The sequence below is a fragment of the Microcoleus vaginatus FACHB-2002 genome, assembly GCF_040004035.1.
GTDB lineage: Bacteria > Cyanobacteriota > Cyanobacteriia > Cyanobacteriales > Microcoleaceae > Microcoleus > Microcoleus vaginatus_C.
Genome location: NZ_JAMPLN010000001.1, coordinates 317684 through 332473, shown reverse-complemented (window position 1 = coordinate 332473; position 14790 = coordinate 317684). Strand labels below are relative to the sequence as shown.

Annotated in this window: 15 protein-coding genes; 3 read left to right on the top strand and 12 right to left on the bottom strand. The window is 43.4% G+C overall.

All coding sequences use genetic code 11. From position 1 onward, the window contains the following. Positions 1-216: 216 nt before the first annotated feature. The 9 genes from NDI35_RS01325 to NDI35_RS01285 all read right to left on the bottom strand — a co-directional run bounded on the left by NDI35_RS01325 (position 217) and on the right by NDI35_RS01285 (position 6967). Positions 217-1062, bottom strand: a complete 846-nt coding sequence (locus tag NDI35_RS01325; protein ID WP_445311156.1) for a WecB/TagA/CpsF family glycosyltransferase — start codon at positions 1060-1062, stop codon at positions 217-219. Positions 1063-1140: 78 nt separating this feature from the next. Beyond that, complete coding sequence (locus NDI35_RS01320) at positions 1141-2223, bottom strand: NAD-dependent epimerase/dehydratase family protein (RefSeq protein ID WP_445311155.1); 1083 nt, start codon at positions 2221-2223, stop codon at positions 1141-1143. 59 nt (positions 2224-2282) lie between these two features. Continuing rightward, positions 2283-3512 (bottom strand): glycosyltransferase family 4 protein, encoded by a 1230-nt coding sequence (locus tag NDI35_RS01315; protein WP_445311154.1) that lies wholly within the window; start codon positions 3510-3512, stop codon positions 2283-2285. Next, positions 3512-4672, bottom strand: a complete 1161-nt coding sequence (locus NDI35_RS01310) for a glycosyltransferase family 4 protein (protein ID WP_445311153.1) — start codon at positions 4670-4672, stop codon at positions 3512-3514. Before NDI35_RS01310 ends, NDI35_RS01315 begins: the two co-directional genes overlap by 1 nt. Position 4673: 1 nt before the next feature. Next, entirely contained in the window at positions 4674-5582 is a 909-nt protein-coding gene (locus NDI35_RS01305) for a glycosyltransferase family 2 protein (RefSeq protein WP_445311152.1), read from the bottom strand. A 348-nt stretch (positions 5583-5930) separates the two neighbouring features. Continuing rightward, complete coding sequence (locus tag NDI35_RS01300) at positions 5931-6224, bottom strand: ISAs1 family transposase (RefSeq protein ID WP_445311151.1); 294 nt, start codon at positions 6222-6224, stop codon at positions 5931-5933. Beyond that, positions 6119-6436 carry a hypothetical protein gene (locus NDI35_RS01295; RefSeq protein WP_445311229.1) on the bottom strand — a complete coding sequence of 106 codons (318 nt, stop codon included), beginning with the start codon at positions 6434-6436 and terminating at the stop codon, positions 6119-6121. The genes NDI35_RS01300 and NDI35_RS01295 overlap by 106 nt, the downstream gene beginning before the upstream one ends. Beyond that, complete coding sequence (locus NDI35_RS01290) at positions 6412-6654, bottom strand: hypothetical protein (protein ID WP_445311150.1); 243 nt, start codon at positions 6652-6654, stop codon at positions 6412-6414. Before NDI35_RS01290 ends, NDI35_RS01295 begins: the two co-directional genes overlap by 25 nt. Before the next feature lie 76 nt (positions 6655-6730). Beyond that, on the bottom strand, positions 6731-6967 hold the full coding sequence (locus tag NDI35_RS01285) for a transposase family protein (protein ID WP_445311149.1): 237 nt from the start codon (positions 6965-6967) through the stop codon (positions 6731-6733). Positions 6968-7307: 340 nt separating this feature from the next. Between NDI35_RS01285 and NDI35_RS01280 the strand changes: the two genes are divergently transcribed. Together NDI35_RS01280 and NDI35_RS01275 are read left to right on the top strand one after the other, a co-directional pair. Further along, on the top strand, positions 7308-8252 hold the full coding sequence (locus tag NDI35_RS01280) for a glycosyltransferase family 2 protein (RefSeq protein WP_445311148.1): 945 nt from the start codon (positions 7308-7310) through the stop codon (positions 8250-8252). A gap of 13 nt (positions 8253-8265) precedes the next feature. Then, entirely contained in the window at positions 8266-8967 is a 702-nt protein-coding gene (locus tag NDI35_RS01275; RefSeq protein WP_445311147.1) for a CatB-related O-acetyltransferase, read from the top strand. A 39-nt stretch (positions 8968-9006) separates the two neighbouring features. On the opposite strand, the gene NDI35_RS01270 is transcribed toward NDI35_RS01275, so the two are convergent. The 3 genes from NDI35_RS01270 to NDI35_RS01260 all read right to left on the bottom strand — a co-directional run bounded on the left by NDI35_RS01270 (position 9007) and on the right by NDI35_RS01260 (position 13089). Continuing rightward, positions 9007-9750 (bottom strand): hypothetical protein, encoded by a 744-nt coding sequence (locus NDI35_RS01270; RefSeq protein ID WP_445311146.1) that lies wholly within the window; start codon positions 9748-9750, stop codon positions 9007-9009. Positions 9751-10199: 449 nt separating this feature from the next. Next, positions 10200-11537: a flippase gene (locus NDI35_RS01265; protein ID WP_445311145.1), complete on the bottom strand. Its 1338-nt coding sequence runs from the start codon at positions 11535-11537 to the stop codon at positions 10200-10202. Positions 11538-11667: 130 nt separating this feature from the next. After that, a complete protein-coding gene (locus tag NDI35_RS01260) occupies positions 11668-13089 on the bottom strand; it encodes an O-antigen ligase family protein (protein WP_445311144.1) in 1422 nt (473 codons plus the stop codon). Between the two features lie 205 nt (positions 13090-13294). On the opposite strand from NDI35_RS01260, the gene NDI35_RS01255 reads away from it, so the two are divergent. Continuing rightward, the gene (locus NDI35_RS01255) at positions 13295-14767 is read left to right on the top strand and encodes a polysaccharide biosynthesis/export family protein (RefSeq protein ID WP_445311143.1); all 1473 of its coding nucleotides are present in this window, start codon (positions 13295-13297) and stop codon (positions 14765-14767) included. Positions 14768-14790: the final 23 nt, after the last annotated feature.

Below are 14790 nucleotides of genomic sequence, written 5' to 3'. Positions count from 1 at the left end.
AATAATATATTTGGATCATGTCAGTGGGAGCTTAAGATCTCGCTACCCAAATCGCGAGATCTTAAGCTCCCACTATAATGCGGATGCCACCGGATTTGATATAAATATTCTTAAATAGGCGATCGCAGTTGCGCCTCAAAACGATTAGTTACGATGTGTTTGCTTTTTTACTTTTTTCTTGTGAGCACCCATAAATTCACAAGAAACTTTTAAATCTCAACCATATAATACTTCTTCTACAGGCGGCGTGGCGTCTGTGGGGTCGAACTGTTTGATTTTCAAAGCTTGTAGCAAAAACAGCCAGATATAAAGCGGATTCAAAAAAACATACCGCTGCCAAAGGCGCCGAGGTTCCTTCATCATCCGAAACAGCCATTCCAAACCTATTTTAGATAAAAAGTCAGGAGATTTAGCCAAATTACCCGCATGAAAATCGTAAGCAGCACCTACAGCAATCAACGGCATTGATAAGTCGTCCCGGTATTCGTAAGCCCAAACTTCTTGCCGGGGACACCCCAAACCGACAAAAGTAATTGCTGCACCGCTGTTGCGAATTTGCTGTGCAATTTCTTGTTTCTCTTGGGGCGAAACTTGCCTAAATTTAGAAGGCTGAGTTCCAGCAATAATTAACTTGGGAAAACGCTCGCAGAGATTGCGAGATAAAGCTTCCAGTACAGAAGCTTGAGAGCCGTACAAATAGATAGGTAATCCTTCTTCTGCCGCACGTTCGCAGATTTGTAACATCGCATTCGGCCCGCAAACTCGATCGGGCAATTCCGTATGGTATAGCCAATTTAACGCCCACCTGACCGGCTGTCCGTCTGGCAATACTAAGTCTATGTGATTAATCCGATAACGATGAGTTCTGTCGAGAACCCCAGTCATTACCCCGTGAACCGCTAGAGCAGAAACTGACATTGGTTTTCCGGCGCTGGCTGCCGCAATAATTTGGCTAACAGCCGCTTCATAATTAACGGCATTTACTAATATGCCGAGTACATTCTTTTTCCCTTTATCAATCATGGAACTCCTCTTTAAGCCAACGCTCGCAGTTACAGTCATAAATCTCCCCTAAGATTTGTTTAACCTTGTATTCTTCAATCGTTTTCCGAAATTCCCAGCACATTCTTTTTGCCCCGCTCAATCATTGGAATCCTCTTTAAGCCAACGCTCGCGGTTACAGTCATAAATCTCCTGTAAGATTTGTTTAACGTCATATTTCATTTTCCAGTTGGGATAGTGACTGGAAAATTTGGAATTGTCGCTAATCCACCAAATGTGATCGCCAATGCGATTCCCTTCAGCATAAGTCCAATTAAACTTGCGTTCGGCAATTGCCTCGCACATCTGGATAGCTTCTAACATGGAACAATTGCTGTACCTGCCTCCTCCTGTATTATAAACTTGGGCGCTTCGGGGAGCTTTATAAAATTCATAAAATGCCGAAATTAAATCTGCGCTATGAATGTTATCGCGAACTTGCTTGCCTTTGTAGCCAAACACGGTGTAAGGAGTTCCCGTGACAGCACACTTCATCAAGTAGGCGAGGAAGCCGTGCAATTGAGCTCCCGAGTGATTGGGACCCGTCAAACAGCCGCCGCGAAAACAAGCGGTGTTCATATTAAAATATCGACCGTATTCTTGAACTAAAACGTCAGCAGCTACCTTAGAAGCACCAAACAAACTGTGCAGGCACTGGTCGATTGACATATCTTCCCGAATGCCACCTTCGTAAGTATGCCCTGGTTCAATTTCCCACCTGTGTTCTAATTCAATTAAAGGCAAACTGTTAGGCGTATCGCCGTATACTTTATTGGTAGAAGTGAAAATGAAAACTGCTTTAGGACAGTACAAGCGAGTTACTTCTAGAAGATTTAGAGTGCCGTTGGCATTGACGGTAAAGTCTATTTTCGGAGCACGGGAAGCCCAATCATGGCTGGGCTGGGCGGCTGTGTGAATTACTAATTCGATCGACTCTCCGTACCGCTGAAAGATATTGGTAATCGCTTCATAGTCGCGAATGTCCACATCTAAGTGATAATACTTGGTACCCAAAGACTTTTCGAGCAGTTGGCGGTTCCAGTTTGTAGAACCATCAGCACCAAAAAAGAACTGGCGCATATTATTGTCGATGCCAACTATATCTAAGCCTTGTTTGGCAAAGAACTGACACGCCTCAGAGCCAATTAAACCCGCCGAGCCAGTAATGATTGCAACGCCCACGTTTCACCGCCTGAAAAAATATAGTTTTCTTTGTTTGGCCTGATCGAACCCATCAGAAGTTATCCTGATTTTCGATAGACTATATCTTCGCACAATTGAGCAAAGAATTCGCCTTTAACATCCCAATCATATACTTCCCGGACGTGATTGCGACCTGCTTCACCCAAGCGCGATCGCAACTCTGCATCGCCGGCTAAATTAGTGATTGCCTCAGCTAGACCCTGCACTGCCTGTTCTGGATTGTAAGCAGGTACTTTTACCCCCGTTTGCGCCGTCACTTGAGTAGCAGGCCCTCCCAGATCCAAGCAGATGATGGGACGCCCCGCCGCCATCCCCTCCAAGCAAGTCCAGCCACCTGAATCGTGCAAGCTAGGGTGAATAAGTACATGAGACTCCCCTAGCTTACTCAAAGTTTCCTCGCGTGGCAGCCTCCCCCACAACTTAACTTGAGAAGCAATGCCCAAGTCTTGCGCTAAAGACTGAAGGCGATCCCGTTCCGGGCCATCCCCCAGCAGCCAATATTCGGCATTCGGCAAGTTAGCTTCGGCAAAAGCCCGTACCGCCAGGTGATAGCCTTTCCAGTGCAGCAACCGCCCCATACTGATGAACCTGATCGGCGAATCCCCTGGCATTTTGCACTCTCCCAGCCGCGCCATCTCTGCCTTTGACAGACCGGCTTCAGAAAGCACCTGCACCTTATTAGCCCCCATCGCCCGCACCCGCTTAGCCGTGTCCTCCGTCGTCGCCAAAGCTAAGACGCTTCTCCGAGCCGTCATCCTGGCAAAGGGATCTCTCTCACCCAGGCGCTGCCCCCAGTCTCGCGCTGTTTCGTAAAGTTTTGCCTTAAAGCTAAAGTCTTCCCAAAAAGGTTTAGGGGCTGCTTCGCCACCGCCCACAGGCCCCCAAATAAAAGGAATAGGCAGCAGCGAGATGAAGCTGGGCGACCAAAATTTAACGTAGGTGACGTGGCGGGCGATGTCGAAATTAATTTGGTGGTGGAGCTGGCGCGCCTCTAAATAAGCCAAAATTTGCCACAGGTAATAGTGCAATTGCAGCCCTCCCTGTCTACCTTTAAAATTTTCGCTCCAGCCGAAAGGCTCAATGTAGACGAAGTGCAGGTTAGGGTTAGGGTTCGCGGCGAGGAAAGCTTCAATAGCGGTACGGTAAAAGGTGCGAGTTAGTACCCAAACTTCTTGATGTTTCGCGGCTTCTACTACCGCATTCCAGCCCACTCCTTCCTCAGATCCTTGTCCGGGTTCGCAGGCAAAGGCAGATAAAAGAATTTTCATCAACTTTTCTCCAATACTAGCGACGTCACATCTGCTATTAATTTGGCCGCCTTTTCCGGTGTATGTTCAGCGATCAGTTGCTGGGATTTTTTGCCCATCCTCACTAACTTTTCGGGGCAATCAATCAAGTCCCGCATCGCGTTTGCCATACCTTCCGACTCATAGGGATCAAAAATATAACCATTTTCACCTTCAACGATCATTTCGCAAGCCCCAGCCCATTTTGAACACAAAACCGGCTTACCAAATGCCATCGCTTCTAGCACCACCATTCCCCAAGTATCTTCTAACGTAGGAAAAACAAACACATCAGCTTCTAGAAAATAAGATCCCAAGTATCCGTATTCTATCCACCCTGTCCAAACAATTTGTTTTTCTAAACCCCTTTCTTTTGTAAGTGCTTCTAGTTCCGGTCGCTGTTCTCCGTCTCCAACGATAATGACTGTGTAATTCGAGTATCCCTGGATTTGCAAAATTGTGCAAGCTTCTAACAGATTCTTAATCCCTTTGCGAGAAATTACTTGACCCACGCACAGAAAAATAGGGTGGGGAAATGACAAGGATACAGACTTATTATTTTCTAACTTTTGTACCAAAGCTTGAGCATCAGGAACCATGTAAGGTTTAGCAAAGATATTACTTTCGGCGGCCCCTATCACTTCTACCAAATATTCTTTACCTCGGCGACTATTAGAAACAAAGGTATCAGCAAATTTCCCCATCCAGCGTCGAATAGTCGAGCGCACCTTAGAATCTCGAAAGTCTACATTCGGGGAACTACTTTCATAAACTAAAACCAGTCGCCATTTCCCTATAGGCTTAAAAATTATAGCTACCAATGTCCAGATCGAAAATCCACTAGCAAAAATGACCTGGGGCTTGAATTTCAAAAGAGGAAAAATAATCCCAGGAGTAGCCTTAATATAACCACGACTGTACCCCGTTTCTATCTTTTGGGTGGTGATGAATTGAGTATCTCCCACAACTTCCACTACTTCTGTACCAGGAGCTTCCGGATCATAGCGAGGCCAGAGGCGACCTGTATAAAAAATCGTGTTCGGAATTAGTTTTTTGAGTTCATGTAAAATCGGCGGCCAATAGGCCCCAAATTCGGCCGAAGGGACAAGCCAAGCAATGCGGACTTCATTTCTATCAACCATCCTATTCACCTTGAGTTTTGTTTTTAGTCAATCCCAGTTTACTCAATACTGAAAGCCAAACTAACCTGCGATAAGGTAGCAGCCAATAAATTGGCCACAACCAGCCCCCATGCCGCTGAGTAAATACTTTCCACTCTTGAGCCGGTTGCAGGGTAGTATCTTTGAAGGATAAACCTTTCGGTTTGCTCATTTTATCCAATCCTTCACTTAAATTATCAGCAGCCGTTTTGGTCACCTGGGGGTTGAGAGAACAAGTGCCTAAATAGCCAGGAGCAATCCAAACTGTACATCCTTTTTGTCTGGCGCGTAAACCATAATCCCAATCGCCAATATAATGGACAAAAGCTGGATCGAGGTTGCCGACCATTTGCACAACGCTGCGGGGAATTAATACGCAGTTGCCGTGCATAGTATCGCACCTCTGAGGCTCTTTTGTTGGTTCGAGGATACCATATCGGAAGGGGTGCAAAGGGTTATTTCGCACCACACCACCGTATGTTTTTTGACCCGTTTCTGGGTCGCAGGTTGAACCGCCAATGATGGCTTTTGTTTCTCCTTTTTCTGATAATTTTTGAGTAGTTTCTAGCAAGACACTTATGGTTTTTGGATAAATAAGAGTGTCATCATTTAACCATAGGTAGTAGTCGGGATCATCTTTCATTGCTTCGGTGAAAGCCCGACGCATTCCCCCGTTCCAAAATAAGTTTCCATCGCCGGAAAAAATATTGACTTGAGGATAGATTTGACGAACTGCCTCGCTGGTGCCATCGGTACTGGCATCATCCACTAAATATGCTAAAATATCAACATCGGCTGGAAGTGCCTGCTTAAAAAGAGCATCTAAGCAAGCTAATGTTTTCTGTTTGCGGTTGAAGCAAGTTAAAAGGGCGGCGATTTTAGTACGGTTCATTGTTCCCAATTTTGCTGCTTTTAACGATAGGTAAGACTAAAAGTAACAGTGTTTTATTTTACCACTCGGTCGGCGGTTGCAACCGTCGCTACAAAAATGAAATTAGGGCTTACGTAGTCGCTCCCCCCCCATTCACAAGGGGGCTTTAATAGTTCCCCACTTGGGCAACGGTTTGGCAGGGTGGATTTATGGTCGAAAGAGTAAATCAAGGGATAGAGTTATTTGCTGACGCTATCGAGAATAATTTAACTGCTTGGTCTCAAGTTTTAAAACCGAAAAGCAACTCGCTAATATGTTCAAGTTTGTTAGCCATCAATCTTAAAGCTTGAGGAAGAGTATTTGTACCACTCACTCATGCGAGCGAGCGATACTAAAAACTGTCACGCCCATTGCCCAATTAGCAGGTGCGTTGCCACCGCGATGAATGCAGTTATCCTCATTTAAGGTCACATCTTTAACCCAATGTAGTCGATTCTCTATCAACCAATGTCCCCGAACAGCCTCAGCAAATTGATGGGCTGACCAATCCTTACTACTTAAATAGTAATGTACTTCATGGAAATCAACCAAGCGACGACGGCTTTTTTTACCTTCCCATCGGCTGCCAGTTCTCTCGCAATTATACGTTTGGCACCCGCCCACGCCGGTAATAATTGAGCTGCCATGGGATAAATTGTGGTATGGCGAGTTGTGGTGCGTCCATGTAGGCGTTCCGAGGTGTGAGCTAAGTCGAGCGCCGGAGTGGATTTGACTAATTTTTGAGCGACTTTAAATAGATTTGATTGATTCTTTTTGATAGTAACTATGTAGTCATTACCACCATCACTGATTAAAGCAAGAGCTTTTTTTGACAATGCAAGGCATCCGCTGTAATAACTACTTGAGTACCTGAGAGTTCTTTGATGAGTTTCTCGACAACTTCTATTGCACTCTGATGCTGATTTTCCATAACTTTGTGCCGCACTACCCACCCGATCTTAGGGCTGTATACATAAACTATAGTCACAAAATTTTTGTAATAGCTATTACCACCGACATTGGTACTTTTAATGCTTTTTTCATCAATTGCCATCAATTCTCAGGCGTGCGATCGGTAAAGTCTGTTGCGACCATACATTAACAATAACGGCAATCACTTCAAAATCTAATCACTGAATAATCTTTCTAAAAGTTGAGTCAGATGGGAAGCTAATATCCTGCGGGATGTCAAAGAGTTTTATCAGAGTCGAGCGGTGATTTTTGGTCAACTCCACCAAGGGTTTATATCCCCAATATCCCGTACAACTGCCCAATAAAATTATTGTGAGTATCAGCCATAGGGGGTGTCTAATTCCTCTCGGATGTCGGTGGTCGGGTACTGATTTAATTGCTTCAATTAAATTCATTGCTGATGCACTTTCGTAATGATAGTCAAGCGTGATCGCTCGCAGGTTTGATCCGAGCGCACTCTCAATATTATATAATTATACGGCAACTATAAATTCGCGCTGCACTTGGGCAACGGTGTGGGGGTATCAAGGTTTTAGAGTTTAAGAGCCTCAGTCCTAGAAGTCTGTTTGGGTAAACTATTACTGTATTATAGTTGACCAGCGAACTTTTTGGTGATAAATTGGAACTGAGAACTTAAGTTAACAAGCCAAGCCTGCAAAAGTCCTAGCACATTCATCATATTGATGAGTTCTACCAAGCAAAAATATTTATAATCGTTGGAGTTGAATAGTTTAAATGCCCCATTATCAGACAAAAACTCCCATTGTTTTTGTGGTTTTCAATCGAGTGGATACTACTGAAAAAGTCTTCGAGGCAATTCGACAAGTTAAACCCCCTAAGCTGTTAGTAATTGCTGACGGCCCTCGTGCCAACAAACCTGGGGAAGCTGAAAAGTGCGCCGCTGTTCGTGCAATTATCGATCAGGTCGATTGGGACTGTGAAGTTCTGAAAAATTATTCAGAGATTAATTTAGGTTGCAGGGATCGCATTTCTAGCGGTTTCGACTGGGTATTTAATACCGTAGAAGAAGCAATTATTTTAGAAGATGACTGTTTGCCCCACCCAAACTTCTTCCCTTTTTGTGAGCAGTTATTAGAGCATTATCGAGATGACAAACGGATTATGTCAATCGCTGGCGTAAATTTACAATTTGGTAGAAAAAGAACAGAAGACAGTTACTATTTTTCGCGTTTTAGTAACTGTTGGGGATGGGCGACTTGGCGCAGAGCATGGCAATACTATGATGTTGACATGAAGTTATGGCCTCCACTTCGGGAAGCAGCTTTTCTAGAAAATTTATTAGCTAATCCTCAATCTGTAAAAGTTTGGGATAGTGCTTTTCAGGTTTCCTATGATGGAACTGTCAACAATTGGTTTTTTAGATGGCTTTTTACTTGTTGGGTTCAAAATGGACTTGCTATTATTCCAGAAAAAAATTTAATTTCTAATATTGGATTTGGCAGTCAAGCCACCCATACTTCCGCAGAAGATAGTATATACAGTAATATGCCAACGGAAGCAATAACCTTTCCTTTAAGGCATCCAAACCACGCGATCCGAAATTTTGTAGCGGATCAATTCACTCAAGATACATTTTATGATTATCATCCCCCATTAATCAGGCGCATCAAGAAAAAATTAAATAAGTTATGTGGGAACACAATATTTAACCTTCACTAAGTAATTAGTAATCATGTCTAAAATCTCAACATTTCTCAGTTCTATATTCAAAAATCCAATCACTGAATATCTGCGATTTTTAGTCAATTGGTGGAAAAACAAGTTTAAATATAACAATTTTTATCAAGACTATATGGCTTTGGTTACAAATTCAACTATCAGCCACAATGTTAGTGTGTCTAGTCGTGTAGCCATAGAAGGTTCTGTCATAGGTTCTTACACTTATGTGCGCGATAATACGCGAATTTTCAATGGTGTTGTCGGCAATTTTTGTTCGATAGGGCCCAACTGCATCATTCGCTTAGGCTTACATCCTGTGGGAAATTTTGTTTCAAGCCATCCGATATTTTATTCGCCAAAGATGCTAGTAGGGACAACCTTTGTAGACCAAAAATATTTTGAGGAAGAGGAAAAAGCTGTCCATATCGGCAATGATGTTTGGATTGGGTCAAATGTTATTGTTGTAGATGGTGTAACTATTGGTGATGGAGCCATTATCGCAGCCGGAGCCGTTGTCACAAAAGATGTGCCACCTTATGCTATATATGGAGGAATTCCGGCAAAACTTATTCGCTATAGGTTTGATGAACAAAAGATAGATTTTCTGCTGAAGTTTAAGTGGTGGGACAATGATGAAAAATGGTTGAGAAAAAATGTCAAAGATTTTCACAACATTGACAAATTTATCCATCTTTATAACACGGAAAATAGTTGAACGATCGCGGGTTCGGTAGTATGTCTAATTAGCCCTAGGTTATATAACATCAGCAGTCATCTGGGATTTAAACTTAGACCAATTCAGAAGCATTACAGTCGCTATGAATGCCAGTGTATCATTGCTAGTCTGATAGGGCAAAAATCTATAGCGAAAACTAGCCATTCTCGGGTCACGCTCTTGGTATAAAATATCTTGGGCAAAGTTCCCCCAACGCTCATCTATCAAATCAATTGTCATACCAGCATGAGCCGAAGGTAGCAACATATTAGAGCCGTGAAGACCAATTACTAAGCGGCTTTGTGAATAAACACTGCATATTTCCTTTTCAATTTTTTCATTAAAACTATCCACTCTGTAATCTTCAATCCATGCTGGGAACTGGGTTTTTGTCCCCAAACCAGCTACTGCAAATTTTGCTTCTGGTACTTGCAACCTGATTTTCTCAAATAACTGCTGAATTTTCAAATTTTGCAATGGTAATGCCCTTTCTCGTTGATTGAGCTTTTTCAGAACTCGGAACAGCCCCCTGTTAACTAATAAACGATCTTCCCGCCAAATAAAAGTAATTCTTGTTTCTGGTTCATCAAATTTGTGTTTGGGAACTCTAGTAAACCGCGTGATGTCAAACTGGCTCGGATGAGAATGAGCTTCGCTGACATAAATTTCATCAAAGCGTTTAGTTTCTTCCTCAACAAACTCAGCGAAGCTGGGATAGTAATTTTGACCATTTTTTAAAGAAATAGGTACTGTCCAGACTTCTGCAACTTCATCAGGAACCATCCACCTTAGAAACTTAGGAACTATCACAACTAACCCGCAGTCAGAGTTGCATTCTAAATGCCTTTGTGCATTTAGCAACTTCAGCAGGGAATGACCATAAAGATGATCGATACAGTTTAAAATAATTACCCGCTTGCAGGGTTTAAAAATTTCTTTGACAATCTCAAGTTTTTCTGATTGAGGATTTTGGAGTGAATTTAGTAAGGGTTTGCCTAGCCATTCTTTTATGTAAGCAACTGTTGCAAAAACTTCACCTTTGATGGTATCAACTTGGAGGGAATTTCTGACTCCATGACCTACTCTCAACTCGTCGATTATTTCGCTGCCACATCCCGCGCACTTACAGTCCAGAACAATATGTATCCCTTGCCATAAAATATTTTTGGCATTTAGTTCTGTCCCGCAATAGGGGCAATTCGAGCGCTGTTCGATGTTAGGTTTAATTTGAATCATTTTACTAATCCTCTGATTCTACAAGCGGCTTTGTATAAGTTAAGGGATCGCCAGATTAAATTTCCGAAGGGGCGCAATTCCTTAATCAAGAAATTGACTAATATAATCACGTAAAAATAAGCGATAAGAGTAGCCGTCGTTGCTCCAAGAGCTCCATACTTAGGAATCAGCAAAAAGTTTAACCCTACATTAAAAATAGAGCCAACTACAGTCAAATAAAGACCGTAGCGCAACTGACCTTCTATGTTCAAATATGTACTCCGTGCTACTCCAAAGTTACTGCCAAATTGCGCCCAAACATAGATTGACAGTACCGCTGCTGACTGTGTATATTTTTCACCATAAAGTAGATGCACTATCCAGGGAGAAAGTAATGATATCGGTATGGCAACTCCCAACCATAAAAACATCATAATATCCGAGTAAACTTGAAATTTATGTAGATATCCTTCATAATTTGTCTTTCTCAAATTCGCTAATTTGGGGAAAATAGAGCTGGATATGATCATCGGCAAGAAATCGCAGATTTCCGAAATTTTAACAGCGGCAGCATAATAGCCCAGTTGAGCATTTTGATTCATCGCACCGAGCATTATCTGATCTGTTTTTGAGTACACATAAATTGCCAATCCCGACAAAATTATCGGCCAACTCTCCGATAGCAGTTCCTTACACCTTTTCCAACTGAAGTGCCAATCCTTAATTTTATTCCCCGTAAGCTTATAAAAATATACATAAGCGATTCCTACCAATGCCACCTCTGCCAATCGAACCCAGGCGAAGGCAAGCAGGGGGGCTTTAATTGTCACTAACCCAATTCTGACAGCAGCAACTAAAAAACATACCGAATTTTTAGCCAACACTGTATATTTTGACTGGATTTGAGACTGAAACCAAAAATTGATAGCCTCAAAAGCGTTAAATATAGTTCCTGCTGCGATGATACCTACCAGCCACCGAGTCAGAGTGTCGTTGGGCTTGAGTAGCGCAATCACGGTGACAGTTAACACCAAAGTGATGCAGCCACCAGTAAATTGCAGTCCGAAGGCAGTTCCCAGGGTTTCATTTTTGCATTCTGGGTCGCGAGCGATATTCCTCACTACCAGAGTACCCAAGCCCATAGTTGCTACCGAACTAAACAGCGACACAAAGGCGATCGCGTAATTGAGCAATCCAAATTGTGTCGGACCAAGATAGCGAGCCACCCAAAGGCCTACAAACAGGCCTAGACCCATCTGCAAGATTTGGTCAGTGAACAGCCAAGCTATATTGCTGAGTACCTGGCGCAGACTAGGGCCGAGCCTTTGACTCACCGCAGTTAACTTATCTAGCATCAGAATATTTTAAATATTTACAAAACACAAACGCGGTTCTGGCAGGGTCGGCAATCTAGCAAAATTAGACTTGTTGATCCTATAACAACATACCACAAGTAGATTCACGCTTCGCCCAATAAAGGTTACTTCAATGGACAGTGCGAGCTAAAGAACGCCTTGGAGGGTTGCTGCTGCTACTGTTGGAAGAATTGTTAGTATTATCTATGGCAAGTCGAACTGTCAACATTGCGTAACTCAGCCAAGGATTTGCTATCTCTATAATATAACCTTCTGTGATGTTGCTTATAATAATAGACACTAGAAAACAAATAGGTATTCCCGCTTCTTCCAGCCTGCTACGACTCAAATACCGAACTGCATAAGCTAAATTCAGCAGCAAGGAAGTCATCATTAAAATTAATCCCGGCCAACCGAAGGCTAACAAGATCCCGATCCCCCCATTGTGAGGATTTTTAGGTTGAAATCCATTAGGAGTATAAATAAAATAAGCAGGAGTAGCCGAGCCTAACTTATCTTGTTGAAAAAATCCATCATATCCGTAGCCTAACCAGGGGCGTTGATTGACAGCAGCTATTAACTGCGGCCAGAATTCTGTCCGCCCAGTTAGAGTCAAGTCCTTGCCTAACCCACCTACAATAATATCCTCTAGGTTGTCTACTACAAAAACAGTCATAATTATGCTGACCACCAGGAAACATATAATTGCCGTAAAAGCCCACTGAAAACTTAATTTTTTTAGAAAGTTTAGAGACGAAACTGCAATTATTAATATGATAGTAATCACTAGAGCCGAACCCGATTTATTCGCCCTTACTAGGTAAAATGAAAATAACATCATTCCCAAAGCAATCCAGCGCTCTTTCTGAGTTTTAGCTCCTTGAGAATAATGCAAATACCAAAATGCCGTACAGAGAGCTAAGACTCCCCCCAATGAATTTTTAGATTGGGTTAAGCCGACAAAATCGCCTGCTCCTGGGGGTTTCATTACAAAACTTGCCAAACCGATTGCCGTGTATCCCCACCGCCAAAAACGAGATAAATCCTCCCATTTATATTGGGCTGCAATGTAAAACCCGAAAGCAGTAAATCCTGAAAAAGCTAGACCTGCTCTTAGCGTTGCTTCAGGAAATATAGACCATAATGTAGACAGTAATGGAAGTAATATATAAAGTAAAAAGAAAGGATTCATTATCAATATTTTGGCAAAAGTTTCTATAAAATTGTTACTAAATATTTTAATCCGTGAAATTAAAAGTAATACTACCCAGGGGTAAAAAAAATAAGGCATTAGTTTTAATATGCCACCTTCGGGATCTTTCAAGTTAACAAAATGCAAATAATTAAAAGGAGGCTGTGTCAGAAAGGGAGAGATAAAAATATAAAGACCAGCAAAACTTTTTTCTAAAGCTAAACCTAGTTTTTTATAGCTAGCAAATTGAAATAATAATAGAGTTGCAAGTGCTAGTAGAGCAATTAGCAGCCAGGTCAATGAAGAACTACCTAAAATTAGCTCTTTCAGCATATTTGCGTTAGACACTGGTTGAGTCATAATTGCTTTCCTTTATCAAAAACAAGATCAAATTATATAGATATAAAATATAGCCGTCAACCCGCAACTAAGCTAACACATAAATTAGCCAGAAAGCAAAACTAGAGCATCTTTTTTTCGGCGATCGCTTAAAATAATGAGCTTTTTGCCCAGCACTAAAAAGGCTACACTTATATAAATCATAGTCAATAAAATTAGGTGGTGTATGGTTAACACCCATTTTCCAAGACAGATAGCCCGGTCGGTTGTGGGTGTTGTCTTGTTTGCTTCCAGTGTCCTCGTTGATGCCAGAAGCACCCCGGCACAACTTCCCATCCCGCTAGGCGCAGAGCAAGCGCAGAATGTTGCGCCCGTTACAAGATCGCCGGAAAGCTATAAACTCGGCGGTGGCGATCGCATCCAAGTAGAAATACTCGAAGTACCCGAACTCAGCCGTGGCTACGAAGTCCTTTCCGATGGTTCAGTCAACCTGCCCCTGATCGGCTTGGTCTCCATCCGTGGCCGCACCTTAGTAGAAGCCACCAACATCATCCGCAACGCCTACCGCCGCGTCCTCAAAGACCCCATAGTCACAGTCAGTCTCGTCGCCGCCCGCCCCCTCAACGTCGGCGTCATCGGAGAAGTTACCCGGCCCGGAAACTTCACCATTACCCTAACTCCTGGCCCGGGAGCCTCGCCGAGTGTCCAGTACCCTACCGTCACCCAAGCGATCAGACTCGCAGAAGGCGTCACGGGTGTCGCCGACATCCGCAACATCCGCGTCCGCCGTCCCCAACGAGACGGCCCCGATCAAGTGCTCAACGTCAACCTGTGGAAATTTTTGCAAGAAGGAGACATCTCTCAAGACATCATTTTGCAAGACAGAGACACAATCGTGATTCCCACAGTCGCCAACTTCAACCAAGCAGAAGCTCGTCAATTTGCGACGGCCAACTTTTCGCCACCCCCAGAAAAACCTCGATCGATCTCCATCGTCGGTCAAGTCACCCGCCCTGGGGCTTACGTCGTGATCGGCGGCAACACTACAAACGACCTCAGCCGCGAAGGTTTTCCCACCGTCATCCGGGCCATTCAGCTAGCTGGCGGCATCACCTCCGATGCCGACATCCGGCAAATCCAAGTGCGGCGCGTCACCAGAAGAGGCGAACAAATTATCCCAGTCAACCTGTGGCAGTTCCTAGAGTCCGGCGACGGCGCCCAAGATACAATCCTCCAGGAGGGAGACACGATCATCGTGCCCAAAGCCACGATCGTCAACCCTGCAGAAGCTGGCGTACTCGCGAGCACTAACTTTGCCCCTGTCGGCATTAACGTTTATGTAGTAGGAGAACTCAGAACATCCCTCGATCCCTTGAGACTCCCAGCTAATGCCACACTGAATCAAGCTTTAATTTCCAGAGGATTTTTTGGCTACGAGAATACCAGAGCTAGAAGGGATAAAGTTGAGCTAGTCCGCCTCAATACCGACGGTACAGCTACTAAACGGACGATCGAAGTCAATTTAACTCAAGGAATTAACGAAGAAACCAATCCTCAACTTCGCAACAACGACATGATTATCGTATCTCGCAAGGGTCTCGTCAATTTTGTCGATCGTATGAATGCTGTAATCGGACCTGTCGGGCCAGCTACGGGAGTGTTAAATTTTATAAACGTTCTCCGATTTTTATTCAGGTAAGAAGGCGGCGGGTGAGGTGGATA

Coding starts and splice junctions, on each gene's coding strand:
- NDI35_RS01260 (WP_445311144.1), bottom strand. CDS start 13,089: ATGACTCAACCAGTGTCTAACGCAAATATGCTGAAAGAGCTAATTTTA.
- NDI35_RS01310 (WP_445311153.1), bottom strand. CDS start 4,672: ATGGTTGATAGAAATGAAGTCCGCATTGCTTGGCTTGTCCCTTCGGCC.
- NDI35_RS01270 (WP_445311146.1), bottom strand. CDS start 9,750: ATGGTTCCTGATGAAGTTGCAGAAGTCTGGACAGTACCTATTTCTTTA.
- NDI35_RS01325 (WP_445311156.1), bottom strand. CDS start 1,062: ATGACTGTAACTGCGAGCGTTGGCTTAAAGAGGAGTTCCATGATTGAT.
- NDI35_RS01305 (WP_445311152.1), bottom strand. CDS start 5,582: ATGAACCGTACTAAAATCGCCGCCCTTTTAACTTGCTTCAACCGCAAA.
- NDI35_RS01315 (WP_445311154.1), bottom strand. CDS start 3,512: ATGAAAATTCTTTTATCTGCCTTTGCCTGCGAACCCGGACAAGGATCT.
- NDI35_RS01255 (WP_445311143.1), top strand. CDS start 13,295: ATGGTTAACACCCATTTTCCAAGACAGATAGCCCGGTCGGTTGTGGGT.
- NDI35_RS01285 (WP_445311149.1), bottom strand. CDS start 6,967: ATGAATTTAATTGAAGCAATTAAATCAGTACCCGACCACCGACATCCG.
- NDI35_RS01280 (WP_445311148.1), top strand. CDS start 7,308: ATGCCCCATTATCAGACAAAAACTCCCATTGTTTTTGTGGTTTTCAAT.
- NDI35_RS01275 (WP_445311147.1), top strand. CDS start 8,266: ATGTCTAAAATCTCAACATTTCTCAGTTCTATATTCAAAAATCCAATC.
- NDI35_RS01290 (WP_445311150.1), bottom strand. CDS start 6,654: ATGGCAATTGATGAAAAAAGCATTAAAAGTACCAATGTCGGTGGTAAT.
- NDI35_RS01265 (WP_445311145.1), bottom strand. CDS start 11,537: ATGCTAGATAAGTTAACTGCGGTGAGTCAAAGGCTCGGCCCTAGTCTG.